The organism is Pseudomonas asplenii, assembly GCF_900105475.1.
Taxonomy (GTDB): Bacteria; Pseudomonadota; Gammaproteobacteria; order Pseudomonadales; family Pseudomonadaceae; genus Aquipseudomonas; species Aquipseudomonas asplenii.
Map to the genome: position 1 here is coordinate 4,075,906 of NZ_LT629777.1, position 25,525 is coordinate 4,101,430.

General features: G+C 59.1%; 23 protein-coding genes and 5 pseudogenes. 9 read left to right on the forward strand and 19 right to left on the reverse strand.

Annotated elements, in window-relative coordinates; all coding sequences use genetic code 11:
• The first annotated feature begins 161 nt into the window (after positions 1–161).
• From BLU37_RS18785 to BLU37_RS18795, 3 genes are all read left to right on the forward strand, one after another.
• Positions 162–1,637, forward strand: a complete 1,476-nt coding sequence (locus BLU37_RS18785) for a benzaldehyde dehydrogenase (protein WP_090207489.1) — start codon at positions 162–164, stop codon at positions 1,635–1,637.
• 72 nt (positions 1,638–1,709) lie between these two features.
• Positions 1,710–2,477 (forward strand): coniferyl-alcohol dehydrogenase, encoded by a 768-nt coding sequence (locus tag BLU37_RS18790; protein WP_010446251.1) that lies wholly within the window; start codon positions 1,710–1,712, stop codon positions 2,475–2,477.
• Positions 2,478–2,558: 81 nt separating this feature from the next.
• Entirely contained in the window at positions 2,559–3,506 is a 948-nt protein-coding gene (locus tag BLU37_RS18795) for a SphA family protein (RefSeq protein ID WP_090207493.1), read from the forward strand.
• 140 nt (positions 3,507–3,646) lie between these two features.
• Here the strand turns inward: BLU37_RS18795 and BLU37_RS18800 are convergent, their stop codons facing one another.
• Positions 3,647–5,233, reverse strand: coding sequence for a rhamnogalacturonan lyase B N-terminal domain-containing protein (locus tag BLU37_RS18800; RefSeq protein ID WP_090207495.1), 1,587 nt, complete (start codon positions 5,231–5,233; stop codon positions 3,647–3,649).
• Positions 5,234–5,428: 195 nt separating this feature from the next.
• Positions 5,429–6,901, reverse strand: a complete 1,473-nt coding sequence (locus tag BLU37_RS18805; protein WP_090207498.1) for an MFS transporter — start codon at positions 6,899–6,901, stop codon at positions 5,429–5,431.
• A 237-nt stretch (positions 6,902–7,138) separates the two neighbouring features.
• Here BLU37_RS18805 and BLU37_RS18810 point away from each other — a divergent pair, with 237 nt between their 5' ends.
• Positions 7,139–8,719 carry a histidine kinase famiy protein gene (locus BLU37_RS18810; RefSeq protein ID WP_172833034.1) on the forward strand — a complete coding sequence of 527 codons (1,581 nt, stop codon included), beginning with the start codon at positions 7,139–7,141 and terminating at the stop codon, positions 8,717–8,719.
• Positions 8,720–8,820: 101 nt separating this feature from the next.
• Here the strand turns inward: BLU37_RS18810 and BLU37_RS29960 are convergent, their stop codons facing one another.
• Together BLU37_RS29960 and BLU37_RS29965 are read right to left on the reverse strand one after the other, a co-directional pair.
• Positions 8,821–9,258 (reverse strand): methyl-accepting chemotaxis protein, encoded by a 438-nt coding sequence (locus BLU37_RS29960; RefSeq protein WP_408003680.1) that lies wholly within the window; start codon positions 9,256–9,258, stop codon positions 8,821–8,823.
• A gap of 99 nt (positions 9,259–9,357) precedes the next feature.
• Positions 9,358–10,008 (reverse strand): annotated as a pseudogene (locus tag BLU37_RS29965) (PAS domain-containing protein); the annotation flags it as partial.
• Positions 10,009–10,163: 155 nt separating this feature from the next.
• Between BLU37_RS29965 and BLU37_RS18820 the strand changes: the two are divergent.
• A pseudogene (locus BLU37_RS18820) lies at positions 10,164–10,706 on the forward strand (DNA polymerase ligase N-terminal domain-containing protein); the annotation flags it as partial.
• A 16-nt stretch (positions 10,707–10,722) separates the two neighbouring features.
• Here the strand turns inward: BLU37_RS18820 and clsB are convergent.
• From clsB to BLU37_RS18850, 6 genes and pseudogenes are all read right to left on the reverse strand, one after another.
• On the reverse strand, positions 10,723–11,922 hold the full coding sequence (gene clsB, locus BLU37_RS18825; RefSeq protein ID WP_090207509.1) for a cardiolipin synthase ClsB: 1,200 nt from the start codon (positions 11,920–11,922) through the stop codon (positions 10,723–10,725).
• Between the two features lie 92 nt (positions 11,923–12,014).
• On the reverse strand, positions 12,015–12,575 hold the full coding sequence (locus BLU37_RS18830; RefSeq protein WP_090207512.1) for a type 1 glutamine amidotransferase domain-containing protein: 561 nt from the start codon (positions 12,573–12,575) through the stop codon (positions 12,015–12,017).
• A 153-nt stretch (positions 12,576–12,728) separates the two neighbouring features.
• Positions 12,729–13,286 (reverse strand): ATP-dependent Clp protease proteolytic subunit, encoded by a 558-nt coding sequence (locus BLU37_RS18835; protein WP_010452920.1) that lies wholly within the window; start codon positions 13,284–13,286, stop codon positions 12,729–12,731.
• A pseudogene (locus BLU37_RS18840) lies at positions 13,283–15,083 on the reverse strand (thiamine pyrophosphate-requiring protein). The gene BLU37_RS18835 and the pseudogene BLU37_RS18840 overlap by 4 nt, the downstream one beginning before the upstream one ends.
• A 172-nt stretch (positions 15,084–15,255) precedes the next feature.
• On the reverse strand, positions 15,256–15,507 hold the full coding sequence (locus BLU37_RS18845; protein WP_010452924.1) for a hypothetical protein: 252 nt from the start codon (positions 15,505–15,507) through the stop codon (positions 15,256–15,258).
• A gap of 71 nt (positions 15,508–15,578) precedes the next feature.
• Positions 15,579–15,848, reverse strand: coding sequence for a DUF6555 family protein (locus BLU37_RS18850; protein WP_090207515.1), 270 nt, complete (start codon positions 15,846–15,848; stop codon positions 15,579–15,581).
• A gap of 399 nt (positions 15,849–16,247) precedes the next feature.
• Here BLU37_RS18850 and BLU37_RS18855 point away from each other — a divergent pair, with 399 nt between their 5' ends.
• A complete protein-coding gene (locus tag BLU37_RS18855; protein ID WP_010452925.1) occupies positions 16,248–16,784 on the forward strand; it encodes a hypothetical protein in 537 nt (178 codons plus the stop codon).
• A gap of 60 nt (positions 16,785–16,844) precedes the next feature.
• On the opposite strand, the gene BLU37_RS18860 is transcribed toward BLU37_RS18855, so the two are convergent.
• Both BLU37_RS18860 and BLU37_RS18865 read right to left on the reverse strand, forming a co-directional pair.
• A complete protein-coding gene (locus BLU37_RS18860) occupies positions 16,845–17,267 on the reverse strand; it encodes a low affinity iron permease family protein (RefSeq protein WP_090207520.1) in 423 nt (140 codons plus the stop codon).
• 157 nt (positions 17,268–17,424) lie between these two features.
• On the reverse strand, positions 17,425–17,808 hold the full coding sequence (locus BLU37_RS18865; protein ID WP_010452930.1) for a cupin domain-containing protein: 384 nt from the start codon (positions 17,806–17,808) through the stop codon (positions 17,425–17,427).
• Positions 17,809–18,026: 218 nt separating this feature from the next.
• Here BLU37_RS18865 and BLU37_RS18870 point away from each other — a divergent pair.
• A pseudogene (locus BLU37_RS18870) lies at positions 18,027–18,563 on the forward strand (LysR substrate-binding domain-containing protein); the annotation flags it as partial.
• Between the two features lie 80 nt (positions 18,564–18,643).
• Positions 18,644–19,162 carry a hypothetical protein gene (locus BLU37_RS18875; protein ID WP_090207529.1) on the forward strand — a complete coding sequence of 173 codons (519 nt, stop codon included), beginning with the start codon at positions 18,644–18,646 and terminating at the stop codon, positions 19,160–19,162.
• Between the two features lie 111 nt (positions 19,163–19,273).
• On the opposite strand, the pseudogene BLU37_RS29065 reads toward BLU37_RS18875, so the two are convergent.
• The 6 genes and pseudogenes from BLU37_RS29065 to BLU37_RS18900 all read right to left on the reverse strand — a co-directional run.
• A pseudogene (locus tag BLU37_RS29065) lies at positions 19,274–19,438 on the reverse strand (MFS transporter); the annotation flags it as partial.
• A gap of 115 nt (positions 19,439–19,553) precedes the next feature.
• Positions 19,554–20,207, reverse strand: a complete 654-nt coding sequence (locus BLU37_RS18880; RefSeq protein ID WP_090207534.1) for a glycosyltransferase — start codon at positions 20,205–20,207, stop codon at positions 19,554–19,556.
• Positions 20,204–20,803, reverse strand: coding sequence for a class I SAM-dependent methyltransferase (locus BLU37_RS18885; protein WP_019361037.1), 600 nt, complete (start codon positions 20,801–20,803; stop codon positions 20,204–20,206). Before BLU37_RS18885 ends, BLU37_RS18880 begins: the two co-directional genes overlap by 4 nt.
• A complete protein-coding gene (locus BLU37_RS18890) occupies positions 20,800–21,567 on the reverse strand; it encodes a PIG-L deacetylase family protein (RefSeq protein WP_029530075.1) in 768 nt (255 codons plus the stop codon). The genes BLU37_RS18885 and BLU37_RS18890 overlap by 4 nt, the downstream gene beginning before the upstream one ends.
• Positions 21,564–22,607 carry an acyl-CoA dehydrogenase family protein gene (locus BLU37_RS18895; protein ID WP_090207537.1) on the reverse strand — a complete coding sequence of 348 codons (1,044 nt, stop codon included), beginning with the start codon at positions 22,605–22,607 and terminating at the stop codon, positions 21,564–21,566. Before BLU37_RS18895 ends, BLU37_RS18890 begins: the two co-directional genes overlap by 4 nt.
• 380 nt (positions 22,608–22,987) lie before the next feature.
• Positions 22,988–23,167, reverse strand: a complete 180-nt coding sequence (locus BLU37_RS18900) for a con-10 family general stress protein (RefSeq protein ID WP_010452954.1) — start codon at positions 23,165–23,167, stop codon at positions 22,988–22,990.
• 407 nt (positions 23,168–23,574) lie between these two features.
• Here BLU37_RS18900 and BLU37_RS18905 point away from each other — a divergent pair, with 407 nt between their 5' ends.
• A complete protein-coding gene (locus tag BLU37_RS18905; protein WP_090207542.1) occupies positions 23,575–24,396 on the forward strand; it encodes a DeoR/GlpR family DNA-binding transcription regulator in 822 nt (273 codons plus the stop codon).
• Here the strand turns inward: BLU37_RS18905 and BLU37_RS18910 are convergent.
• On the reverse strand, positions 24,393–25,463 hold the full coding sequence (locus BLU37_RS18910; RefSeq protein WP_090207547.1) for an alpha/beta fold hydrolase: 1,071 nt from the start codon (positions 25,461–25,463) through the stop codon (positions 24,393–24,395). The two genes, BLU37_RS18905 and BLU37_RS18910, sit on opposite strands and share 4 nt — an antisense overlap.
• Between the last annotated feature and the right edge of the window lie 62 nt (positions 25,464–25,525).

The window sequence follows — 25,525 nt, forward strand, 5'->3', positions numbered from 1 at the left end:
CCGGTGGTGGGGGAGCGTCTGGAGCGCGGCAGGCCCCGTGCCAGAGCCCTCGGTGGTTTATGTCAGCGTGATCGGGTGCAGGCGGCACAGCCTTTGCTCAAGGCTTGATGCGGCGTCTGCACCCGTGCAGACGATGACAATTACAAGAACCGGGAGTTGCCATGTCACTGTCTGAAACCACCCCGCTGTTACAGCGGGCCATAGCGTCCGAATGTCTGTTCAACGGCGATTGGATACCTGCTTCGGGCTCTGTGATGCCCGTGATCGAACCCGCCACCGGCGAAACCCTGATGCGCTGTGCCATGGCCAGCCCGGCCGACGTTGCCATCGCCAGTCGCGGCGCGGCCCTGGCCCAGCCGGCCTGGGCTGCGCTCGGCCCACGGGAGCGCGCCGAGGTGTTTCGCAAGGCGGCCGACATAGCCCAGCAGTCATTTGCCGAACTGGCGCTGTATGTCGCCAGGGAAACCGGCGGCGCGCTGTTCAAGGGCGAGCATGAAGTGCGCGAGGCGATTGTGCTGCTGCACCAGGCGGCGGGCATGCTGTCACAACCCCACGGGGTGGTACTGCCCAGCGCGGCCGGGCGTCTGTCTTATGCACGGCGCCAGCCCCATGGGGTGGTCGGGGTGATTTCGCCGTTCAATTTTCCGCTGATCCTGTCGTTGCGCGCGGTGGCGCCGGCCCTGGCGACGGGCAATGCGGTGGTACTCAAGCCTGACCCGCAGACGCCGGTCAGCGGTGGTTTCCTCATCGCCCGGCTGTTCGAAGAGGCGGGCTTGCCCAAGGGCCTGCTGCATGTATTGCCCGGCGCTGCGCCGGAGGGTGAGGCCCTGTGTCGCGACCCCAATGTGCGGATGATCGCCTTCACCGGTTCCACGGCGGCAGGGCGCAAAGTGGCAGAAACAGCCGGGCGCCATCTGAAAAAAGTCGCCCTGGAACTGGGCGGCAAGAACCCGTTGATCATTCTTGAAGATGCCGACCTCGACTTGGCAGCAAGCAACGCCGCCTGGGGCGCCTGGATGCACCAGGGGCAAATCTGCATGGCGACCGGATTGATTCTGGTACATGAGTCCATCGCCGCCAGCCTGACCCGCAAGCTGGTGGACAAAGCCCGGGCGCTCACCGTGGGCAACGCCGCCCGGGGTGAAGCCGCACTCGGCCCATTGATCAACCAGCGCCAACTGCAGCGCCTGCACGAGATCGTCAGCGAGAGCCTGGAGGCCGGCGCACGGCTGGAAGCGGGTGGCGAATATCACCAGCTGTTCTATCGACCCACCGTGCTCAGCGGGGTACGGCCGGGCATGCGCGCCTTTGAAGAGGAACTGTTCGGCCCGGTGGCCACGGTGGTCGGTTTTGCCTCGGACGAGGAGGCCATCGAGCTGGCCAACCGCACGGAATACGGCCTGTCGGCCGCCATCATTTCACCGTCGATAGGGCGCGCCATGGCCATGGCCGAGCGGCTCGACTGCGGCCTGTTGCACATCAACGACCAGACCGTGGCGGACGAGTGCATCAACCCCTTCGGCGGGCGTGGCGCCTCGGGGAATGGCGGCAGCGTGGGCGGGCCGGCTGACTGGGATGAATACACCCAGCTGCAATGGGTGACGGTGAAAAACACGCCGCCAAACTATCCCTTCTGAGGCATCCCTTCTGAACTCTCTCTTCTGAGCCTCGGCTCACGCATGCCTATACAACAATAAGAGGGCTTGACCATGAACCTGTACAACAAAACCTTGATCGTCACTGGCGTGGCCTCGGGTATTGGAGCGGAAGTTGCGCGATTGGCGCGCTTCCAGGGCGCCACGGTGATCGGCGTTGATCGCCATGAGCCGCAGTTGACGCTGGAGGGGTTTTTCCAGGCTGACCTGAGCGATCCCGCGAGCATCGATGCGCTGGTGGCGCGGTTGCCAGCGCGGGTCGATGGGCTGTGCAACATTGCAGGGGTGCCCGGAACGGCGCCCCTGCAAGCCGTGGCCACGGTCAATTACCTGGGGCTGCGGCACCTGACTCAATCCCTGCTGCCACGCATGCCGGCGGGCGGCAGCATCGTCAATGTCGCCTCAATTCTCGGCGCACAATGGCCGCAACGACTTGAGCTGCACAAGGCCCTGGCCGCGACGCAGAGTTTCGAGGCCGGGCAGCAGTGGCTCGCGGCAAACCCGGTCGAGCAGGCCACCTGTTATCAGTACTTCAAGGAAGCGCTGATCGTCTGGACCCTGCAGCAAGCCCAGGGCTGCTTTCGCGATCATGCGGTGCGCATCAACTGCGTCGCGCCAGGGCCGGTGTTCACCCCCATCCTGGGCGATTTCGTCAGCATGCTCGGCCCGGATCGGGTGGCCCAGGACAGCCAACGCATGACCCGTCCGGCTCTGGCCGATGAGGTGGCGTCGGTGATCGCCTTCCTCTGCTCGGACGCGGCGCGCTGGGTCAACGGGGTCAATCTGCCGGTGGATGGCGGATTGGCTGCCACCTACGTGTAGGGCGCGCCACCGCGCCAAACCCCGGTGCGGATCCACCACACCGGGGGTCTTGAACAACAACAAAAATACAGGACATACAAGATGCTCAAGCCACTCTTGCGCACGGCTGCGGCCACGACTTTTGTCGCACTGTCAGCCACTGCACACGCCTATGACTTGCCCGGACTCAACCTTGGCAGTACCAGTTTTTATGACGGTTCACCGGCACCGGCCGGTCCTGGTTGGTATCTGGAGGAGTACCTCACGTATTCGCGCGCCAGCCGCTTCAACGATGCCCAGGGCAACAAGCTGGCGCTGCCCCGACAGGACGTGGACGTGGTGGCGCCGACCACGCAGATCATTTACGTCGGCCAACCCCTGGCCAACGGCGCAATGCCTGGCTTTACCCTGATCAACACTTCCCTGGCCCATGTGGACGTGGACGATGGTCTGCATAACGCGGCATTGAGTTCTCGTGCAGGTTTGGGTGACTTGACCGTTGGCCCTTTCCTGCAGTTGCCGACCCTGAGCCATGCCGATGGCAGCCCGCTGCTGACCCAGCGGGTCGAAGTCGATGTGTCGATCCCGGTGGGGGCCTACGACCGCAATCGATCGATCAACCCAGGCAGCAACTTCTGGTCTTTCAACCCGTATTACGCGGCGACTTACTGGTTCAGCCCCAAGTGGTCGACAAGTGGGCGTTTCATGTACTTGTGGAATGGCAGGAATGATCAGCCGCAGGCCGCCTTCGGTGATGTCTCCAACACCCAGGCCGGTCAGGCGTTGCATGCCAACCTGACGCTGCAGTATGCGATCGACCAACAGCTGAGTGTGGGGCTTAACGGCTACTGGTTGAAGCAGATCACCGACACCGAGGTGGATGGGCATGCGGTGAGTGGGCGCCGGGAAAAGGTCTGGGCCATTGGCCCAGGCCTGATCTACGCGTTCAGCAAGGAAAATACCCTGTCAGTGAACGCGTACTTCGAGCAACAGGCTGAGAACCGCACCCAGGGCAACAAGCTGGTACTTAACTGGCTACACCATTTCTAGACCTCGGCCTACCGGGCAGCGTCAGTGGCGCTGCACGCAGAGGAGGACGCCAGCAACACCCCGGTGGGGCTGGCGACCTCTGCCCTGGATCAGGGTGACGAATGCCCAGCAGGTTGGGTGAGCGGATTGATTGTCCCTGTTCATGGCTGCACCCACTGCACGCTATCAAACACAAAGCCAGGGCTCAGAAAGCCTTTGCCCGTTTTACCCGATGCCACGCCTATCTCCAGCGTGTTGACACCGGCATGCAGCGCTGCGGCCGGAATACTGATCTCGAAGAGGCTGTTGTTACCGCGATAAGTGCCTCGGGTGATACCACGGCTGTCGGGCTGGTTCGAGGGCGCAGGCACAGGCGCTTCCCAGTGCTGATTGACGCTCACTGCTGGGCGCCCTCCGGCTTGGGCCAGCGTAATGAACAGGCGCAATCGGTAATCCCTCACCTCGTTGGCGGCCAAGACGAACTGGATGCGGGTGGGGCTGTTGACGTCGCGCCACTGCGCGGCGGGGAACGTGTTGGGCGTGCTGGTGCCAACGGTGTAGGTGACCGGCGCCCATGGCGTCATGCGCGAATCGCTGGGGTGTGCGGAGGCCAGCAGGTGGGCATTGAGAAAACCTGCCGGCGTGCCGTCGGGCAGACCGATTTGCCATTTCACCTGGCCGGCCAGCGGTCGCGCCTGCAGGCTCGTTTGCGTCGTGCTGCCGGCGCTCACGGTGGCTGTGGTCTGCGCGACTTCCAGCTCATTCTGATACAGCGTGACCCGGTATTGTCCCGGTCGAATCCCGGTCACGACGAACCGCCCGTTGCCGTCTGCGCGGGCCCAGTACTCGGCGTTGGCATTACTCAAACCCACCACCGCCGGCAGCTCATTCGCCACGTCGGATACGTGGCCTGCCAGTGTGCCGCGCCCGGCGTTGTCCACGAAGCCCACAAGGCCCAGGTCCCTGGCGACAAAGCCCAGGTCGGTCAAGGTGGCATCAGGCGCATCACCGTTGGTAAACAACAGCCCGTAAACCCCGTGCAGGCCGCCGCGATAGGGCTCGGTCTGGGTGTGGTTGGAGTACATGTAGTTGTAGAGTTCATGGGTGGTCGCGGTTTTCTGGGTGGCAATATCCTTGAAAAATGCACCGCCCGAGCTGAGCTCGCGATTACCCATCAGCATATACACCGCGACCCCGGGGCCTTTAACACCGTGCAGCGAGTCGTCGATCATCGGTTGTGCCGAATAGAACTTGGAACTGGTGCGTCCATCCGGCAGCAGGAACACGTCTTTGCCTTCGATCGCCGTGCCGACGTTGGAGTCGGTACCGCGCAGAGCCTTGGGCAGCTTGCTGACGTTGAGCCGCGTCACGAAGCGCAACTCGCCCACGGGCAGCAGGGTGGGGGCGTAGGTCGCCATGTAAATGGCCGCGCGACCTTTTTTGGCCAGGTAGTAGTGGATCAAATCACCCGCCCGTACGCTGATGACGATCACGTCACCCACTGTGCGGGCGTCTACCTGTGCGCTGCCCAGCCCGGATGCGATCTGCGAGGCTTTGGGTTCGGTGGTCTGCAATTCGTTGTCGCGATAACGCAGGGAGACCAGATCGCTATTGTGCGTGTCCACGCTGAATAGCAGGTGTGCCTCGGTGTCGACGACAATTCGGGAGTCGGTGCGTACGAAGCCGAAACCGGCGGCGTGTGCGTGAATCGCAAGACTGCAACATACGATCAGAATGAGACGTCGCATCAGTGGCTTCCTGGGCTGAGGTGGTCCGCACCTTTTTTCATGCGATCGAAGTCTACCTCGGTATGCAGGGCGCCAAGATGAACGAATGTGCCGGTCAGGGCGTAAGGTGCGATCACCCTGTCTCCACAGGCTGGAAGACAATGCCTCGTGATGTTTTGTCGCTTCAATAGTGTTGATTGCTGCGTAGGGTTTTCATCAGTCACTCACCTGCGACAACGGCCTGGCCACATGCTCCAGCGAGCGCCGCTCGGCGGCCACGCCCCAGAGTGCCTGGACCGCCGCCGCGATGATCATCAGCGCCGCACCGATCAGGTAGCCGTAGAACACGTTGGTGCGCTGGCCGGTTTCGATCAGCGCGCCGAACAGGGTCGGGCCGACCAGCCCGCCCAGGCCGGTGCCGAACGCATAGAACACGGCAATGGCCAGCGCGCGAATCTCCAGTGGAAAGGTCTCGGCCACGGTGAGGTAGGCCGAACTGGCTGCCGCTGAGGCAAAGAAGAAAATCACCACCCAGGCAATGGTCTGCTGGGTGGCGTCGATCATCTGCTGCTGGAACAGGTAGCCGCTGAAACAGAGCAAGACCCCGGAAATCAGATAGGTGCTGCTGATCATGATGCGTCGGCCGACCACGTCGAACAGCCGGCCGAGCAGCAGCGGCCCGCAGAAATTGCCGAGGGCGAAGGGCAGCAGGTACCAGCCGACGTGGGCGGACGGCACGTCGTAGAAGTCGGTGAGCACCAGGGCATAGGTGAAGAAAATCGCGTTGTAGAAAAACGCCTGGGCGGTCAGCAGGGTCAGGCCGACGAACGCCCGGCACCGGTGTTCGACGAACAGGCTGTGGAACACCTCTCGCAGCGGCGTGTGGTCACGGGCGTGCAAGCGCAAGGGCGGTTCCTGCACCGACGGCACCTCGATGCCGCGCTCACGGTAATGGCGTTCGATCTCGGCGACGATGCGCTCGGCTTCTTCCGGCTGGTTGTGGATCATCAGCCAGCGCGGGCTCTCCGGGACCCACAGGCGCATCAGCATGATGATCAGTCCGAGCGCGGCGCCAATGCCGAAGCACAGCCGCCAGCCCAGCTCACCGCCGGCCACGTCCGGGTCGAGCAGGATCACCGAACCCACCGCGCCCAGGGCGGCGCCGATCCAGAAGGTGCCATTGATGGTCAGGTCCACCCAGCCGCGATAGCGGGCCGGGGTGAATTCCTGGATGGTCGAGTTGATCGCCGTGTATTCGCCGCCGATGCCCGCTCCGGTCAGAAATCGGAACAGCAGGAAACTCCACAGGTTCCAGGAAAAGGCCGTGGCCGCGGTAGCGCCGATGTACAGGAACAGGGTGATGAAAAACAGTTTGCGCCGGCCCAGGCGGTCGGTCAGCCAGCCGAAGAACAACGCGCCCAGTACCGCACCGGCGATATAGGTGGCGCCCGCCAGCCCGATATCGGTATTGCTCATGGCCAGGCTGGGGCTGTCCTTGAGTGCACCGGATACGGCGCCCGCGAGTGTCACCTCAAGGCCATCAAGCAGCCAGGTGATACCCAGCGCCAGCACCAGCAGGGTGTGGAAGCGGGTCCACGGCAGGCGGTCGAGGCGGGCAGGGATATCAGTGCTGTAGCAGCGCTCGTCCGCTGAGGCGCCTGGCGTGTCTTGCAGGGTTTGGGTCGTCATGGTCACTCCTGTTCGCCGACGGTGTTGCATAGCGATGGAGCTTTACGCAACGGAAGGAGTTCAAAAATCTGACGCCGTGGCGGTTCTGATGATCGAGAACCTGAGCTTCAACGGTGAGCGTGACTGTATTGACGCGGTACCCGGGTACGATACGGCGAAGCGCCTGTTCAGAACCCGGTCGCACTCCGAAGCGTTTTCACGGTCCATGGAAAACGCACCATTTATCGGAGGTGAATCTTGGCTAGAAAGAAAAAGCCCGTGCTCGACCGTATCGATCTGGCGGGGCTTTCTTCCAATCGCAAAGATCTGTTCTTCGCTGCCATGGAAACCAGTCACAGTGCGATGATCGTGACCGATCCCGCTCAGCCCGACAACCCGATCATCTTTGCCAACCAGGCGTTCCTGAGTCTTGTGGGGTTTGAGCGCGACGAAGTCATCGGACGAAATTGCCGGTTCCTGCAGGGACCGGAAACCGACAAGCGTGTCCTGCAGCAGGTCCAGCTTGCGGTGCTGCACCACCATGAAGTGTGTGTGGAGGTGCTCAATTACCGTAAGGATGGCTCGGCCTTCTGGAACGAGCTGTTCATTTTTCCGTTATTCAACGAGCGCGGGCAACTGGTGTACTTTTTTGCCTCCCAGTTGGACGTGAGCCGGCGTCACGATGTGGAACCGCGTGTACGTCGCGCACAAGACCTGGAGGCCCTGGGGCAACTGACCGGCGGCATCGCCCATGATTTCAATAATCTGCTGCAGGTGATGGCCGGCTATCTCGAATTGATTCAACAGAGTGCCAAACGCCCTGGCAGCGACCCGCAGCGCATTTTCAACAGCGCCAGTCATGCGCGAGCAGCGGCCGAAAAGGCTCAAGCCTTGACTCAGCAGTTATTGGCGTTTTCGCGCAAGCAACGGCTCGAAAGCCGGGTGACCAATCTGAACACCTTGCTGAGCAGCCCCGACTTCATGGCAGGTGCGCTGTATGAGGCCGCTCTGCAGGTGGAACTCGCCGACGATTTATGGAACTGCTGCATCGACCCTTCCCAGGCGCAGTTGGCAGTCCAGCAACTCCTATCGAACGCCCAGGAAGCGCTGGAGGGGTGCGCCGATCCGACGGTGACCGTCAAAACCTGCAACGTCCGGGTTCCAGGCGATCCCCTTGTTCAGCACGATGGGCTGGCCGAGGGATGCTACGTGAGCCTCTCGGTCAGCGATAATGGCAAAGGCATCGCAGCCGATATCCAGGAAAAAGTCATGCAGCCGTTCTTCACCACCAAGGAAGAAGGCAAGGGCTCTGGCCTGGGGCTGTCGATGGTCTATGGTTTCGTCAAGCAATCGGGGGGCACGGCCCGTCTCTCTTCGTATCCGGGCATCGGTACGACAATACGCCTGTATTTTCCGGCCGATGGCAGCCAGCTCTGCGACGAGCAGAAGCCGATCGATCCTCCCTCGCTGCGAGGCCGGGAGAGAATCCTGATAGTTGAGGACCGACCCGAGGTCGCGGAACTGGCACGGGTGATTCTGTCTGACTACGGTTACCCGGCAGACATAGCCCACGATGCCAGCAAGGCATTGACCCTGCTCAAGCATAAAACCTACGACCTGGTGTTCAGCGACTTGATCATGCCGGGAGCAATGGATGGCGCGGCCCTGGCGCGCGAGATATCACGCTTGTATCCGCACATCAGAATCTTGCTCACGACAGGTTATGCGAAAGATTCATTGGAGCGCGCGGATATCCAGGTGCATGAGTTCGAGCTGATTCTCAAACCTTACCAGCCCGCTGATCTACCCCGGAAAATCCGCACGGTGCTCGACGCCTAGGTTCATAGGCGTCAATTGCTACTGGTTGTCCCTTGGGTGGCATACTGACAAGTGCCGATTTTTCGGCTTTTGTTGTGAAGTGCAGTGGCATGACTACGCGTTTAAGCCACTTGAGTTGCAAACCTCCCCACCGCTTCGACTACTCTTTTGGCTCCATCCTGAATCTCTACAATTACCTGGCCTGCCTGCGTGGCCAGTTCCAGACCTTCTTCTGCTTGAGACTTACTGTTCGCCATCTCAGCTACGGTCTGGTCCACCAGCTTTTGATTCTCCAAAACAACCGATGCGATCTCTTCAGTCGCTGTGCTGGTGCGCCCGGCCAATTGTCGAACCTCATCTGCAACGACGGCGAAACCTCGACCCTGCTCACCTGCGCGGGCAGCTTCAATAGCAGCATTCAATGCCAACAGATTGGTTTGCTGGGCAATACTACTGATCGTTTGAATAATCGAGCTGATTAACAGCGACTGCTTCCCGAGCGCTTCAACCCCGCCCGAGGCAGCCTGCATCTCGACAGCGACTTTGCGCATGGTGTGCATAGTGTCGTTGACCACGATTGCTCCACGTTGAGCAGTGACATCGGTCTGTCGTGAGATTTCAAATGCAGTTTGGGCGGCCTCGCTGACCTCTCGTTCCCGGGCAACTTGCTCGGTAATTACCGTAGCAAACTTAACTACCTTGCGTAACGTTCCCTCCGAGTCATACACCGGGTTGTAGGTTGCCTCCAACCATACAGTCTGACCGCGACTGTCAACCCGTTCAAATCGACCAGCAACAAACTCACCCTTGTTCAACGTTGACCAAAAGTCCTTATATCGCTGAGACGAAGCTTCCTCCGGCTTGCAGAAAATGCGGTGGTGACTGCCTTTAGCTTGGCTAAGGTTGTAACCCATCGCCTTTAAAAACTGGTCATTGGCCATGATGACATGCCCGGAAAGATCGAATTCAATGACTGCCGTAGAACGAATCAAGGCGTCAATGAAGGAGGCGTTTTCCGATGCTTTTTCCAATCGGGAGGTAATGTTTGTCGCATAGCAGGTGATATGACTCAACAAGCCAGTCGCACCTGTCAACGGTTGCCAATGCGCATGTAACCACACCAATGACCCGTCAGCATGCAGGTATCTGTAATCGTCAGTAATGGATTTTCCAGCAGCGATGGCAGATCGGAAATTATGAAAGCAGGGAAGCTTGGATACGTACGGCGGCACAATCTCGGCCATTGCGCGGCCCAGAAGCCGATCCACTTTTTTCGGCGCAGGGGGCGGGCTGTCGATCGGAGGGTTCATGTCGCTTAGCTACCACCCCAGAGCCGCATAAGCCGATGCAACCAGTGGGTAGTCCGTACGAAGGCTGGATGGAACTTTCTCTATGGCAGGGCTGCCCACGTTGATAAGGGGCTGCTCGTCGCTGGCTCCAGTTGAAACATCCAGGGAGCATCGATATGGCCGATCCATTACGGGAGTATCAACACAAACGCGACCTCAATACGACGCCTGAACCCGTGGGACGCCAAAAGCACAAGCGGTCAGGCAGAGCGCTGCACTATTGCATTCAGAAGCATGATGCCAGCCACCTGCATTACGACTTCCGCCTGGAGCTTGATGGCACGTTGAAAAGCTGGGCCATCCCCAAGGGGCCTTCTCTGGATCCCTCAGTCCGCCGTCTTGCCATACACGTTGAGGACCACCCCATGGAGTACGCCACTTTCGAGGGGCATATTCCCGAGGGGCACTATGGCGCAGGCGATGTGATTGTGTGGGACCAGGGAATATGGAGCCCCGAGGGGGACCCGCATGAAGGTTACGTACAGGGCAGGCTGCGATTTATCCTGCTGGGCGAAAAGCTCGCGGGAAGATGGAACCTGTTTCGTACCCGCCTGGCTGGCAAGAAGGAACAATGGCTATTGGTTAAATCCAACGATGAGCAGGCCCGGGCTGAAGCTGATTACAACGTCCTGGAGGCTCAGCCTGAGAGTGTACTCAGTGGCCTCCCTCTGTGAGTCATCCGTTTTCTCCCTCGCGACAGCCCATGTGTTGCACGCGGGGAGCCATCGGGTGCAGGTACTGCTTATGTGCCGGCAGCCAGCCAGCAATCGCCGGAAAATGCCGGATGCAGTGAAAGCACAGAAAGATCAGGGGCGCCCTCCACCAGTAACCGCGGATCATCCGTTCAAGTGTGATGCGCTTGCAGTCTGAGTGGATGAGTTGGCGAAGATGATTGTGCAGGTGTTCGTTGAACAGGTTATCGCGGATGAACAGATTGGCTTCCAGGTTCAACGCCAGGCTCAGCGGATCGAGATTGCTGGAGCCTACCGTGGCCCATTCATCGTCCACCAGGGCGACCTTTCCATGCAGGGGGCGACGACAATATTCGAAGACCCTGACGCCATCGCGCAGCAGGTAGTTATACAACAGCCTGGAGAGTGAACGTACCCAACGCATGTCCGGCTGCCCCTGAAGAATCAGCGTCACCTCCACCCCGCGTCGGGCAACATTGCGCAGTTCCCGAAGCAAACGATAACCCGGAAAGAAATAGGCGTTGGCAACCATCACTCGAAAGCGGGCGGCCTGAAGGGCTGCCAGGTACTGGCCCTCGATCGCAGTGGTGTGATGCTGATTGTCACGTTCAAGCAACCGTGCCCATGCCTGTCCGCCGTCAGGGCGTGTGGGGGCCGCTCGCCGCCTGGGAGGTTCTTCTGCGAGCAGGTGCAGGCAACAGTCTTCTATCTGGGCCACAACGGGGCCGGTGACCTCTACCGCATAGTCCTGTTTGGCCATGGGGCCGGATTCTTCCAGGTGATCAGCCGCATAGTTGAGCCCGCCGATAAACGCCAGCTGGCCATCAATCACGACGATCTTGCGATGCAGACGCCGAAAGATATGGGTGCGAAGGCCCATCAAGCGTGGTTGCGGATCGAATACATGCAGGCGCACGCCCGCTGATGTCATGGCCTGGATGAACGTCGGAGGCAGGTTGGCGGTACCGTAGCCATCGACCGTGACATCAATCTGTACGCCCCGTTGTGAGGCCTCTATGAGTACCTGCTGTAGTGCCTTACCAACGACATCATCAAAGAGGATGAAGGTTTCAAGCAGCACACGTTGTCGAGCGCGGCGAATGCTGTCGAAGACACGGCTGTAATAGTCATTGCCATTGATCAGCAATTGGACGTCATTGCCTTCCAGCCAGGGGGCGTTCACAGCGCCAGCTCCACCACCGGGGATCATCCAGCGTCTGGATAGATGGGGGGATGCGCTTTAACCTGACGCTGGATAATGCGGTACCTGCTCTATCAGGCTGCTAGCAGAGCCTGGGCGATTGCCTGGTTGAAGTCTGCAAGATCACCCGGGTTGCGGGAGGTAATCAACCTCCAGCCATTGGCCGGGCATTCCTTGACGCCAGCATCGACCCATTGAGCCTTGGCATTGATCAGGTCGGTACGTACGCTGGGGTAGGAAGTGAGTGTTTTGCCAGCGATCACGCCTACATCAATCAGTGTCCAGGGCCCGTGACAGATAGAGGCGACGATCTTGCCCGCTTTGACAAAATCGTTGATCAGACGAAGGGCGTCTGCATCCTGGCGTAGCGTATCGGCGTTGACGGTGCCTCCTGGAATCAACAGCGCATCGAAGCCATCGCTGTTCAGATCAGCCAATCTTGCGTCGGACTCGACCTGTTTGTCCTTGTCGGTATCGTGAAGGAAGGTCTGCGTTGTCCCTCCTTTGCAGGAACCATGAATCACTGTCGCACCCCGTTCACGCAAGTTCTCCAGCGGTTTTAACAGTTCGTCTCGCTCGATACCGGTATTGGAGGTGATGATGAGTACTTTTTTGCTCTGCAGGTTTGTGTTCATGGGGATAATTCTCCACTGTCAATAAGGGTGGTCTTCATGTGAAGTCGGCGCCATCTTCGAAGTTCAGAATTCTTCTCAGATGTTTTGCCATTTCCAAATCTCCGCTCACGGCGCGCACCCGCGCAGGTGAAGTATCGAGTTACTGGCTTGGGCTTATTCTGCGCTGACTTTCCAGTGTTTGACGCCTTCGGCGAACACGATTTGTCTGACCTCATGGGCAATACCATAGGCCAGTGAGTCATGAGCGGCGATCACCTTCTCCTCGGCCGATAGGCACTTGAAAATGTCCAGTTGGGTGGCGGCCTCGGTTGTCTCGATTTCGTAGATTTTCACGTACCGCGCCAGGTCATTGTCCAAGCTCGATAGGTACTCGCGCAGCCTTTGGTGATCCACCGAATTTTGGCTGAAGTACCAATTCATGGGGTGAATCAGAAAACGTGAGTGGGGTGCGGTGATACGTCGATGGGCGGCGAGAAACATGATGATGCCCATCGATTCGATGTTGCCTGCATTGATCGCGCACAGCGGCACTGGCAAGGACTTGAGGAAGGTGTACAGCGTGAAACCGAAATTGGTACTGCCGCCAGTGGTGGACAGGTTGAGCAGCAGCGACTGAGCACCTTGTTCGATGGCCTCCAGGCAGCAGTTTCGAAAACGCTCGGTGGTGCCCTGATCGATCTGGCAGTGAAAATGCACGACGTGTTCGCTCATGGGGTCAGCCTCTTGCGTTTGGGCAGTACCCGGCTTACCACCTGCCTGGCTGTCTGCAGGATGATGCCTGCTTCATCGGGGTCGCCCTGGGCCAGGGCCGAGACCAGTTTTCTGGCTTGCTCAAGCTTGATATGTGCGGGCAGCGGTGGGACGTCGGGGTCGGTCTTGAATTCGATCACCACCGGACAGTCGGCGGCCAGGGCCTGCTCCCAGGCTGGTGCGACGTCTTCTTCACGCTCGACGAAGATGCCCTTGAGACCGATGGAAATCGCGAACAGGTGGTAGGGCACGTCCGGAATGTTCTGCGAGGCTTCGAACTTGGGATCACCTTGCATGACGCGCTGTTCCCAGGTCACCTGGTTCAGGTCTTCGTTATTGAAGATCGCGCAGATCCATCGAGGGCTTTGCCACTGCCGCCAGTACTTGGCCACGGTGATCAGTTCGGCCATGTTGTTCATCTGCATGGCGCCGTCGCCGACCAACGCCACCACCGTGCGCTGCGGGTGGGCGAATTTGGCGGCGATGGCATAAGGCACTGCGGCGCCCATCGAGGCCAGGCCGCCGGACAGCGAGCACTGCATGCCGCGACGGATCTGCAGGTCGCGGGCGTACCAGTTGGCGCAGGAGCCGGAGTCGCTGGTGATGATCGCGTCGTCCGGAAGGCGGGGTGACAGTTCGAACACCACCCGTTGCGGGTTGATCGGGTCGGCCTTGACCAGGGCGCGTTTTTCCAGGGTCTTGTCCCAACTGGCACGCCAGCCCTCGACTTTCTTGCGCCACTGGCGGCGGCGCTTGTGTTCGAGCAGCGGCAGCAGCGCCTGCAGGGTCTGGGCGGCATCCCCCTGCAGGTTGACCTCCATCGGATAGCGCAGGCTGAGCATGCCCGGCCGCAGATCGATCTGTACTCCGCGTGCCTGGCCTTCCTTGGGCAGAAACTCGGCATACGGAAACCCAGAGCCGATCATCAACAAGGTGTCGCATTCATTCATCAGCTTGTAGCTGGGTTCGGTGCCCAGCAGGCCGATCGAACCGGTCACCCAGGGCAGGTCATCGGGCAGTACAGCCTTGCCCAGAAGGGCCTTGGCGACCCCGGCCCCCAGCTTCTCGGCCACGGCGATGACCTCTTCGGTGGCCTGAAATGCGCCGGCCCCGACCAGAATCGCAACCTTGTCCCCAGCGTTCAGGACCTCGGCCGCGCGCTGCAGGTCCTGTGCATGGGGGAATCACCCGTGGGGCGCTGTAGCCGAGGCCCGAATGCGCGGTGCCATGGACGTGACGTGGCTCCTGGTATTCGAGGTCCTGCAGATCGTTAGGCAGTATCAAGGCCGTGACGCGTCGTTCGCCGATGGCGATCCGCAGTGCCCGGTCGACCAGGTGGCGCACCTGGGAGGGTTCGCAGGCCTGCTGGACGAATGCGCAGGCGACGTCCTTGAACATCGACACCAGGTCCAGTTCCTTCTGGTAATGGCTGCCCAGCGCAGTGCGCGCCTGCTGCCCGACGATCGCCAACACGGGCATGTGATCCATCTGGGCATCGTAGAGACCGGTCAGCAGGTGCGAGGCACCCGGGCCTGAGGTGGCGATACACACCCCGGGTTCGCCAGTGAACTTGGCATGAGCGGTAGCCATGAAGGCGGCCATTTCCTCGTGACGGGCCTGGATGAATTCAATTTTGCCCTGGCTTCGGTTGAGGGCACCGAAGACACCGTTGATACCGTCTCCCGGATAGCCATAGATGCGTCGTACGCCCCACTGATACAAGCGTTCCACTAGAAAATCGCCTACGGTCATGTTCATCGAACACCTCGTTGCTTACGAAAATGACATCGCGAGGGAAGGGCGCCTGGAGGCTCTGAGCTCAACCCGGCTACCTGTGCACGCCATGGATTACTGATGGGGGCTGGGTGCGGCGGCCGGCAACGGCTGCGAATTGACCCGATGCTTCAAGTGCTGCTGCATGTCGCCCGTTTCATTCGGTTTGTTCCTGAAACGCCTCCCTGGCTTGCTCCCAGGCCTTTCGGGCCTGCGCGTACTTGGCGGCGGCTGCGGCCTTGGCGAGTCGAAATTTCTCCAGTGTGTCTGACGTGACGACGCCGTCGCTGAGCAGGTCGTAGGCTTCGTCATCCAGCCTGGCCGCCTCCTTGAATAGGTGGTTGCTGCGTTCGGTTGCAGCTAGCCACCGGGTTTTGGTGGTCTTTTGGTTATTCGCTCTCCGGTTCATGACACGCCTCCTTTTTCTGGTTTGTCTTTCAAATGAGGGGAGCCAGCCTGAGTGATGGCCTCCGTAACCGATCAATCGGGTGGCGGTGGGATGTAGGGTTTTGGAACAAAAGGTGCTTCGCCGGAACGCCACCATTTCACGTTCTCGACGCCATATCGTTCAGCGAGCGGTTTACTGATCCGTTTGACGCGCTCTCGGGCGAATCGGGGAATACGGCCTATGCCTGCATCGCAACAAGCCCAATGCCAGGCCTCGGCGTTATTCATGGCGGATGCTCTGATGATGAAAGATCTGTGCTCGCCATGAAGAAAGTATTCGATGATGAAAAGTTCGTTATTCATTTCTCCTCCTTGCTGTGTGAATTGGGCAGACTGCCGAACTAGGAGGTTCAAATTTTTTATAATTGATTTGAATTGGGTGATATCAATAGGCCTGCAAGTTACTTGTTTGAGTGATGGGTTGGCGTTGTTGCTGAGGAAAACATGTACATGGATTTATTTTTTGTACATGTTTTGTATAATTGTTATATGAATATCATCATATTGCGGGGCGCTATAGCGTCATTGCAGTGAGTGCACTCGAAGGCGCTTGATGCAGCAGTCGTATTACGTTCTGTCGGATTTGAATGAAATAAATGAAATTATTATCGCCGTGGGTGGGTCCTTGCTGAGAGTTTATCTTTTACTGACTCAGGGCAGTCCGCCACAAAATGATGCAACTGAATACGAGAACCTGTTGCGATGACCCGTATCCTTACATCTCAGGTCAATGAAGATGACCTGACCGAGCAAAATGCCAAGATGTTCGGCTCTCCCAAGGAGCGTCTGGATTTCTATCGCCGTGAAATCCAGTATGAAACCACGATCCTGTCCAATCGGACGGATGCTTACCTGAGTGCCCAGTCCTTTCTGGTGATCGCTTTCGCGTCCTGTATGGCCAACCTCAATCCGGATTGGGGCAAGCTCTTCACGCTGTCCCTGCCGCCGATATTGGCCTTGCTCGGCCTCCTCAGTTCTCTGAACGCCTGGCCTGGCATCAAGGCGGCGTACGACATCATCGATCACTGGCATTTCAAGCAAAGCCAGCTATTGCAAAGTGAGCCGGTGATGGGGCTGGCCTACGATGAATCGCCGTTGTTCTGTGCGACTGAATCAACGCACCGGGGGTACCGCAAATCACTGCTTTTCTCTCTGCGTTCCCCGCTGCTTTTTGCCCTCTTCTGGCTGTTGCTCGCAGGCTGGTCGGTCATTGTGCAGACCGTCAGCTTCGGTGCTTGAAAAGGATGGATCGCGCGTCTGGTCCTGCTTGAGACACAAGGACGCGCCTGAAGACGGCAGTCACTGGCCCTCTTGTGGACGATGTGCCGATAGCGGTGCATTGGGCGGGGAGGCCAGGGCGGATGAGCGGCCGTTATCTTCTGATCCGATTTCGCTATATTCCTTGCGTAGTTCACGCAGCTCGTGGCTTTCAAGCTTATCCAGGCATAACGCCGCGTTCTGCGCTTCTTTTGTCACCCGTAACAGCTCATCAATCTTGATATGCAAGATGTCATTGTCTCGGTTTTGAGTGTTCTGGATCAGGAAAACCATGAGGAAGGTGATGATCGTGGTTGAGGTGTTGATGATCAATTGCCACGTATCGTTGTAATGAAAATAGGGGCCGGTGGCCGCCCAGATGATGATCAGCACAATCGCGCTCATAAAGGTTTTCGAATGGCCGGCCCATTTTGAAAGCGATTGGGAGAAGTTGGCGAATTTCATGGGGAAGTTCCTTGTCGTTGATAGTGGTTGGACAAGTGAACCTTGGCGAAATTCTGCTCAGATGAGGGCGGACGATTCTATCTGGAGGATGGCGGGATCTATCGAGCACTCGATCCCGACGTCTTGGCAGAAGAGTTCCTACGGGACTCTGCAGTGTTCAGCCCAACTGTTGCTCCAGGGTTTTGGTAAGGGGTGAATAAACATCCCCGGTATGCAGGGTGTCCACTGGCTCGATCAGGACGATCCAGCACTCTTCTTCCGCAACCGGATTATGCATGACGCCCCTGGGTACAACATGCATCGAGCCTGCGGGCAGCTCGACCGCTCGGCCACCTTCATACTCAATCCTCAAATTCCCTTTGACGACATAAAACAGTTCGTCCTGTGTCGCATGGTTGTGCCAAATCAGCTGGCCGCAGACTTTGGCGACCTTCACGTACTGATCATTCACTTGCGCGACGACCTTGGGTGACCAGTATTCAGAAATCGAGTTGAAACAAGCATCCAGATCGAAAGACTCAGCAAAGGGCAGAAGGGGCATTTTTTATATCCAGGTCGGGACGATGGGCAGCACGAGCAGTATGGCCATCGAAAGGTTGAGGCGATGCCAGGGTTTTGGGGGGCGAGGCAGTGAGCTGATCCGGCCAGGTCCTGCGCCTGAAGCAGTGGTCAATGCAGTAGCTCCTCCAGGAGAAAGAGTATAGGCAGTCACCAAAAAGAGCAGAAAAGCGAGAGCGGTCAACCGTTCATCCGTCGGTAGAGCTTTCGATGAAGTGCGCTGCATCGCCTGAGCTGCACGAGGATATCAAGGAAGGGCGCCTGGACGTCGCGCTCATCGAGTACCTTGCGAGCAGTCCACAAGGAGAGGTTATTCGCACTGAGCCTCTTGTCTGGGTAGGAAGCAGTACGAGTGATATCTGGAGAACCAGACCCCTGCCTTTATCGCTGGTCGACGAGCGATGTGTCTTTCGCCCGTTAGTGCTTGGAGCACTGGCGAAAGAGGGCATCACGTGGCGGGCAATCTTTGAAAATGGGAGTTTCGAAGCGACCGCTTCTACCGTACGCGTGGGCCTGGCGATCACTGCATGGCTGGCGTCTACGGTGCCGGAAGATCTGATAACCGTCCCTCATGCCGCCGGGCTTCCTGAGTTGCCTGAGTTCGCTGTCTGTCTTTGTGTATCATCGGTGGCGCAACCGGTACTTGAGGATTTTCGCCGTTGCCTATTGGACGCCTTGGGGTGCGCAGAAACTGCGTTTGATTCCGCGCTCGCCAAACCACCTCTACCTGCAACATGACGCTGCACCTCCACAAACAGAAAGTTGCCCTCGCTACCTGACCTCTAGTTGCGGCGAGCACTAAAATGGCGAGATTACGGATGACAGCACTTGGCCCCAACGAGGTTTTCATCATCCGCCCGAAGATCGGCATCGGTCGTTTGTTCCTTGTCCTGCTGCTGCGTCAGGCACCCTGGGGCATCACGGCAATCTTTTGTATCAGCCTGGCGACCGGGCTGTCGTTACCTGGGCGTGAGTGGCCGGGCATCCTCCTCGCAAGCCTTGTGGTGCTGTGGTGGTTATATCAATTGGGCAGGGATATCAGCGAACGTGCTTCACTGGTTGTGCAGGCGTCCGGTGTGGCTATCCTCGGAGGGTATCGGCTAGCGAAACGCACACCGTTGCGCGTCGTGCTCAAACCCGACGGACACTCGGTTATTTTTCACGCGTCCTACAGCAGTTATGTCGAGTATGAAAACGGACGCTTGTCAATCGCTCGCCGTGTCATCGGAAAAGAAGTCAACCAACAGAAACGGCTCGCCCGCGAGCTAGCCGCGTTTCTGGGCGTATTGGCATACGCCGATGAAGGCTCTGGAAAACTGAAGAAGTTAACCGGGTAACGGCGAGGTTCCCAGGTGATCAAATCCGTCGTGGTTTCCAGTCGCCCCTAGCTGGGGGCGCGATACCCGCCGCCCATGTCGGGGGTGGGTGTCGTGGGGATTGGTAGCGGTTTACTGGGAGCTGGCTGCGGTTGCGATCTGCTCAAGGTGGTGTTTGCGACCAATGAGCAGCACGCTGATGCCAGCGAAGGTGCACAGTGCCGCCAGTGGCATCAGCGCCAGGGCATAGCTGCCGGTGGCATCGTAGGCGTTGACCATCAGGCCGCCACCGATCAGACAGTTTCAAGCAGGTCTTTTTCGACACGGCCCTCGACCTGATGCGTAGCCTGGGCTACAAGCCTTCCAATGAGGCTTGAGTCTGCATGAGGTAGATCAGCCCCGCGAAGCACTCTCAGGTTGCCAGCGCCTTGAGAAAATCGCCAAACCCACCCTCTACGCGACAGTCGCCACGGCTGCTGGTCGAGACACTGTTGCGGGCGGTCCAGACTATTCGGGCACCGCTTTGCTGCAGGTCGTTGACCAGTTGAACATCCTCGTCCAATGGTAACGGTTGAAAACCGCCTGCCCGTTGATAGGCCTTGGCACAAATGCCCAGGTTGGCCCCATGGATGTGGCGATGGTTTTCTCGGGCCTGATAATGCAACTGATAGCGCTGGCGCAACCTTGTATCCTGATGCGCTTGCCACTGCTCAACATGCACGGTGCCGCAGACGGCATCGGCGCGAAACGCCAGTTGGCAGATCAGCCAGTCGGGCGGTACGCAACCGTCCGCGTCCGTACAAGCCAGCCAGCGAGCGCCGTTTTCAAGCATCAGGGAGGCCCCGGCACGGCGGGCCATGCCGACATTGCGGGCATTGATGCTCAAGGTGCGAACCCCATGGGCCACGGCGATGGCGTGACTGGCATCGCTGCATTGATCCAGGACGACAAGAATCTGAACCACCTCACCCAGGCGTTCCACATTATGGGCGGCCAGTTTCAATGCCCTGAGGCAACTTCCCAAATGCTCGGCCTCGTTATGTGCCGGGACAATGACGGCGATCATGGGCAGGTCTCTTGAAGGTTGACGGTGCAAGGCTCCGGGCCCCAGAACTCCAACAGGAATTGTGTTTCCTCATGGTGCACGACCCGATGCAGGGGCAGGTGTCGTTCAAGCAGGGCATGCACCTGTCGTCCGTCCTGTACGCACCCTTCGATGGGTGACAGCCAATGGCAGGCCAGCACTCCACCCCCGGGCGCCAGGCTGGCGAGGGTCTGCTCGATGACCTGGCACCATTCGCCGGCACTCAAGTAATAACCGATTTCACCGAGCACGATCAGATCGAACAGTCCAGAGGGCCAGTCCGTCGGCAGCCGGCCCTGTTCGACCACGGCATGTGGAATGTCATGCAGGCGTGCACGCGCCAGACTGACAGCGGTGGGGTCGCCGTCCTGGCACAGTAAAGCACTGCAGCGGGAGGCGAGGGCGGCACTGAGTTCGCCATTGGCGCAGGCGGGCTCGAAGACTCGTCCATAGTGTTGTCGTGGCAGGCAAGACAGGATCAGTTGGCGTTTTCGCCGCTCATACCAACGGGTGCGAAATTGCCAAGGGTCATCACTGGCCGCAAATAACTGGGCGAAATAGTGCTCGTTCAAACTCATGTGAATACCAGTTCAAAGGGTTGTAAAAGCCTCGCGAGGGCATGGGCTTGCAACACGGGTGGAGTGTCTTCATCCGCGAGTATCTGGCTGCGGTGAGCGGCGATCGCCTGGCGCTTGCGTGAGAGCGCTGAGGCGTCGAGTGAGAGTTTGCGGGCACGTTTCCATGGGAGGCGGGTATCGTTCGGCTGGGCCCAGTGCCACGCCCACACCGGCGCCTCGAACAATACGGCATGGCGTTGATGGGCTACCCAGGCGCAGGCCCGGCCAACCGCTTCATGGTCACAATGACCGTCCTCGCGCCATGTGGTCATCAGCCGATCCCCGGGCTCGATCAGCTGCGACAGCTCGTGGCAAAGCTCATGTTCATGGCTTGCAACGCCACTGTCAGGCAGCCCCAGACGCACCCACTGCAATCGGGCGGTCTTGAGCCTGAGTGCCTGCAGGGCGACCAGGCTCTCCTCGGTTCGCACGTGTCGAAGGCGTTGTTCATTCCAGCGCTTTGACCCTCGATGACTGGCTTCGCCATCGGTCACCGAGATCAACAGCAGGTTCAGTGCCTGCTCTTTGGCGACCCCAGCCAGCAGGCCACCGCACATGAGTACCTCATCATCGGGGTGCGGTGCGACCACGACCAGGCGGCATCCCTTGGGAAGCAGTGTGTCGAGGCTTATGGGCGGCACGGCGGAAAGTGACGCCGAGCGTTGCCAGTCAGCCAGAAGCGTGCCTGTTCCCTGAATCGCTTTTGAGTCGACGACGCTGCTCATAGCTGCCAACTCCCCGGCGCCGCATCGGCCACTTGTTGACCCAGCTCGGCCAAGTCCCGCTCGGCATGGCTTTGCCTCATGTACACGGGAAGATCGGCTGCAAGCTGGGCAAAGTGTGGATCACGACAGTAGGGGGTCGCCCCCAGCGCACGTCCCACATGATCGATCACCTTCGATGCGGTTTCTTCCACCACCGCCCGTAGACGGCGTACGTGTGCGCTGGCATCAGCCTGCGGATGCACGTCGATCCAGGCCGCACATTCGCGTAGCGTGGCTCTGGCGGCGCACAGCGCAGCCTCTACGGCGCCCAGGTGGGCCTGGGCATGGGGATCAGCGCTACGGGTGCAGCAGTAGTGGCGCAGAGATTCTGCCAGGGCTGCACTGGCCCCATACCAGCAGGCGGCAATACCGGCTCCGCCCTGCCAGAAGCCCGGGCGTGCCAGATAATCTCCCGGTTGCCCCACCAGGTAGGCAGCGGTATCGAAAAACTCGATTTCGACGCTGGCGGTCGCGGCCATACCCACGGCGTGCCAGGTGCTGGAGTCCAGCTGTCGTGTCGGCTCGTTCAGGTCGATGGCGACCAGTTGCTGATGGCCTTCTTCATCCCAGGCGGTCAAGAGTCCGCGATTGACTTGTCGGGCACCGGAACACCAGGCCTTTCGCCCTCGCAGGTGCACACGTGAACCTTGACGAGCGACAATCCGGGTCCGGGCGTAGGGCGGCTCGGCTGCCCAGACGCCCCAGATAGCCGGGTCCTGCAGGTGGTCCGCCTCACATTCAGCGAGGATCGCCAGGGCGTCGGTATGGCCTTCATAGAGTTTGGCCAGCGAGAGGTCATGGCCCGCCACTTGGGCGAGCCTCTGCCAGCGCAGCAGGGTCTTGCCATGGCCCGGTAGCGGCAACTGGTCGAAGCCATGCGCTTGCAAGCTCCGCATGATTTCGATCAAGTGGCTCTCCCGAGCGCCAGGCTCAGGCGCAGGGGTAAAGCGGCTCAGCAGGGTCTGCAGTTCGTCATGTTCGAGGATGTCAGGATTGTTCATGCTCGTCATCCTTGGCTGTACTTCGCAGGAGTGCAGTTACCCAAGGTATGAAAGGGTCGGGTGAAAGGTAGTTCAATCTGATTTCGTTTGAACTTGAACGGCCAGGCAAAGTCAGCTTCCGCATCAAGTAGGAGGAACCTGGGTACTTCATCGTGATATACAAATTTCAGTGCGCAGATCACTCCACGATTAATCGAGAGGCCATATGCAAGTTTGTAATGTCGATGGCTGCAAGTCTGGGCTTATATCCTTGGATGACATTTTATTTGAGCGCACACTGCCCCGTTTAGCGCTCGGGGGGCCTGTAGCACTGGGAGAGCGGAACATGATCTTTGAAAAAGAGGCGCAAGGGCCGAAGCCCTTGCGCAAAGAGTCAGACATTAGCTACGGCCTTGGCCGCCGTGGCTGTGCTGACCACCTTTTTTACCTGCTTCAGACGCTTTCTGTTTATCGTTGGCAAAATTGCCTCCGGAAGCGTGGCCGCCTTTTTTGCCAGCCTCGGATGCTTTTTCACGATCGTTGGCGAAGTTGCCAGGGTTAGAGTTACCTTTGGTAGTCATGATAATACCTCTGGGTTGATGAATTATCTCGCTCGCCACAGGGCAAGCATTAACTGGGATTGGATCATGTGTGAGAAGTTGAAACTAAATTTTCTTCTGGCGATGAACGGTATTCTGCTGTTTGTCGGGGGTTGAATGCTTATAAGCAAGCGGCGCACTTCTACGATATGTGCATAAATAGAGTGCTGCTCTGATATTCAGCCGCTTCGCTTTACTATGGGTTTCTAAGGGAAAGCAGACAGGCCGATCAGCCAGGCGGCCAATACCGTGACCCACATGGCTGGACCCACATGGCTGGACCCACATGGCTGGACCCACATGGCTGGCATGGAGTTACAGAGAGGCGGGTGAATTCGCTACTATGTCGGTCAATCACCGCCACTCGATCCCAGCCTTTGGAGCACCGAATGCCAAGCCAGAAGGACATGGCCGCCGAAAGCGGCGCGCCGATGATTCCTGAGCAACGTCGTGAGTTGATCCTGCGCCAGCTGCGCAAGCATCAGGTGCTCAGTGTTCATCAGTTGATGGAGATGTTCGACTGTTCACACATGACGGTGCGCCGCGATATCGCCTTGCTTGAGCAGGAAGGCCGGGCGTATTCGGTGACCGGCGGTGTCCGTATTGCCAGCCAGCTTCACAGTGAGCCCAGCCATCAGCTCAAGGCGGTGGTCGAACTGCCGCAGAAACAAGCCATGGCCAAGCTCGCCGCGCGCCTGCTGCGTGCGGACATGACCCTTTACCTGGATGCCGGCACCAGCACGCTGGAGATCGTGCCCTATATCAAAGCGTTCGCTGGCATGACGGTGGTGACCAACGATTTCGGGGTGGTCCAGGCGCTGATGGATGCGCCACAGGTGACGGTGATCCATACCGGTGGGCAGTTGGACCATTCCAATCATTCCTGTGTCGGCGGCCTGGCGGTGGCGACGCTGCGGCAGGTGGTGACGGATATTGCCTTCATCTCGACCAGTTCCTGGGACCTGCTGCGGGGTATCACCACGCCGTCGGCTCTCAAGGTGGAAGTCAAGCAGGTGGCCATGCAGTCGGCGTCCCAGGTGGTGCTGGTGGCCAGCAGCTCGAAGTACGGCACGTTCAGTCTGTACAAAATTGCCGGGCTGGAGCAGTTCGATGTGATCATCAGTGATGATGCGCTGGCGCCCGCAGCGGCGGATGGGATTCGCAAACAGGGGGTCGAACTGATGTTGCCGTCCGACCCCCAGTCAGACTAGTGCGTCTTTTCAGTCTGTTGCATGAATTGCCCCAGCTCCTTGCTGTAAAACTTCGCCATGCTGGTCGTACCGTGACCACGCGTATCGGCGCTGGCCGGGATGAGTAGCAGCCGGGCCTGCTTGAGTTCTTTCATCGAGGCCTCCAGCAGCCCTGTTTCCGGCGGGTTGCGCTCATCGTCCGCCGAGTTGATGATCAGCATCGGCGCCTGGATTTTCTTCAGTCCCAAGGCCGCGTTGTAATCGGCAGAGGCTTGCCATTGGTAGATGAAATCGTTGGCGTCGGTGGTTTGCGCAGCACTGAGACGCTCATCCACCAGCTTGTCGGCCAGGGCCCGGGTCGGTGCGGCCGCCTGATAAGCCAGGGTGCCGCCGCTGGTGCCAACGCTGAACATCGCGTTCGCCAGGCGCAGGGACGGTGGTTGCTCGCTGTAGTTGCCGTGGTTCCAGGCCGGATCCTGCTTGATCGATTCGATCAACAAGCGGCGCATCATCCAGTTGCGTGACGACATCTCGGTGGGTTGCGAGGCCATGGGCACCAGAGCATCCATCATCTGCGGCCAGGTCTGGCCCCACATCCAGGTCTGCATGCCGCCCATGGAGTTGCCGATGATCAATCTCAGGTGCCTGACCCCCAGACCTTCGGTGACCAAGCGATACTGGGCTTGAACCATGTCGGTGTAGTTGTACGCGGGAAACCGGGTGCGCAGGCCATCCGAGGGTTTGCTTGATTGGCCGACGCCAATGCCGTCGGTGGAAATGATGTAGTACTTGCTGGCGTCCAGCGGTTGACCCGGGCCGAACAGTTCGCCGCCAAAATCCTTGCTCAGCGCATCGCTGCCCGGCCGGTTGGTGCCGTGCAGGTAGAGGATGGCGGGGTTCTTGGGGTTGCCGAGGGTGAGGTAGTGCAGTTTGAGATGGGTGAATTTTTCACCCGTATGAAAGGTGAACTGCGGTGCGATCCAGTCGCCTTCGGTCGCGGCCGGCAAGGTCGCGGCGCTGACGGCGCAAACGCTAAATGACAGAGACAACAGCAGCCCGAGCGCAGGCCGTGAAGTGAAACGCTGCATGGGAAGTATCCTGTTATTTTTGTTTGGCAAACCCCTGCTGCAAGCGTGAGCAGGGGCGGTGT

What these genes read in the sequence shown, in the direction of transcription:
- BLU37_RS18785 (WP_090207489.1), top strand. Translation starts at nt 162, where the DNA reads ATGTCACTGTCTGAAACCACCCCGCTGTTACAGCGGGCCATAGCGTCC.
- BLU37_RS18790 (WP_010446251.1), top strand. Translation starts at nt 1,710, where the DNA reads ATGAACCTGTACAACAAAACCTTGATCGTCACTGGCGTGGCCTCGGGT.
- BLU37_RS18795 (WP_090207493.1), top strand. Translation starts at nt 2,559, where the DNA reads ATGCTCAAGCCACTCTTGCGCACGGCTGCGGCCACGACTTTTGTCGCA.
- BLU37_RS18800 (WP_090207495.1), bottom strand. Translation starts at nt 5,233, where the DNA reads ATGCGACGTCTCATTCTGATCGTATGTTGCAGTCTTGCGATTCACGCA.
- BLU37_RS18805 (WP_090207498.1), bottom strand. Translation starts at nt 6,901, where the DNA reads ATGACGACCCAAACCCTGCAAGACACGCCAGGCGCCTCAGCGGACGAG.
- BLU37_RS29960 (WP_408003680.1), bottom strand. Translation starts at nt 9,258, where the DNA reads ATGCACACCATGCGCAAAGTCGCTGTCGAGATGCAGGCTGCCTCGGGC.
- BLU37_RS18830 (WP_090207512.1), bottom strand. Translation starts at nt 12,575, where the DNA reads ATGAACACAAACCTGCAGAGCAAAAAAGTACTCATCATCACCTCCAAT.
- BLU37_RS18835 (WP_010452920.1), bottom strand. Translation starts at nt 13,286, where the DNA reads ATGAGCGAACACGTCGTGCATTTTCACTGCCAGATCGATCAGGGCACC.
- BLU37_RS18845 (WP_010452924.1), bottom strand. Translation starts at nt 15,507, where the DNA reads ATGAACCGGAGAGCGAATAACCAAAAGACCACCAAAACCCGGTGGCTA.
- BLU37_RS18850 (WP_090207515.1), bottom strand. Translation starts at nt 15,848, where the DNA reads ATGAATAACGAACTTTTCATCATCGAATACTTTCTTCATGGCGAGCAC.
- BLU37_RS18855 (WP_010452925.1), top strand. Translation starts at nt 16,248, where the DNA reads ATGACCCGTATCCTTACATCTCAGGTCAATGAAGATGACCTGACCGAG.
- BLU37_RS18860 (WP_090207520.1), bottom strand. Translation starts at nt 17,267, where the DNA reads ATGAAATTCGCCAACTTCTCCCAATCGCTTTCAAAATGGGCCGGCCAT.
- BLU37_RS18865 (WP_010452930.1), bottom strand. Translation starts at nt 17,808, where the DNA reads ATGCCCCTTCTGCCCTTTGCTGAGTCTTTCGATCTGGATGCTTGTTTC.
- BLU37_RS18875 (WP_090207529.1), top strand. Translation starts at nt 18,644, where the DNA reads ATGACAGCACTTGGCCCCAACGAGGTTTTCATCATCCGCCCGAAGATC.
- BLU37_RS18880 (WP_090207534.1), bottom strand. Translation starts at nt 20,207, where the DNA reads ATGATCGCCGTCATTGTCCCGGCACATAACGAGGCCGAGCATTTGGGA.
- BLU37_RS18885 (WP_019361037.1), bottom strand. Translation starts at nt 20,803, where the DNA reads ATGAGTTTGAACGAGCACTATTTCGCCCAGTTATTTGCGGCCAGTGAT.
- BLU37_RS18890 (WP_029530075.1), bottom strand. Translation starts at nt 21,567, where the DNA reads ATGAGCAGCGTCGTCGACTCAAAAGCGATTCAGGGAACAGGCACGCTT.
- BLU37_RS18895 (WP_090207537.1), bottom strand. Translation starts at nt 22,607, where the DNA reads ATGAACAATCCTGACATCCTCGAACATGACGAACTGCAGACCCTGCTG.
- BLU37_RS18900 (WP_010452954.1), bottom strand. Translation starts at nt 23,167, where the DNA reads ATGACTACCAAAGGTAACTCTAACCCTGGCAACTTCGCCAACGATCGT.
- BLU37_RS18905 (WP_090207542.1), top strand. Translation starts at nt 23,575, where the DNA reads ATGCCAAGCCAGAAGGACATGGCCGCCGAAAGCGGCGCGCCGATGATT.
- BLU37_RS18910 (WP_090207547.1), bottom strand. Translation starts at nt 25,463, where the DNA reads ATGCAGCGTTTCACTTCACGGCCTGCGCTCGGGCTGCTGTTGTCTCTG.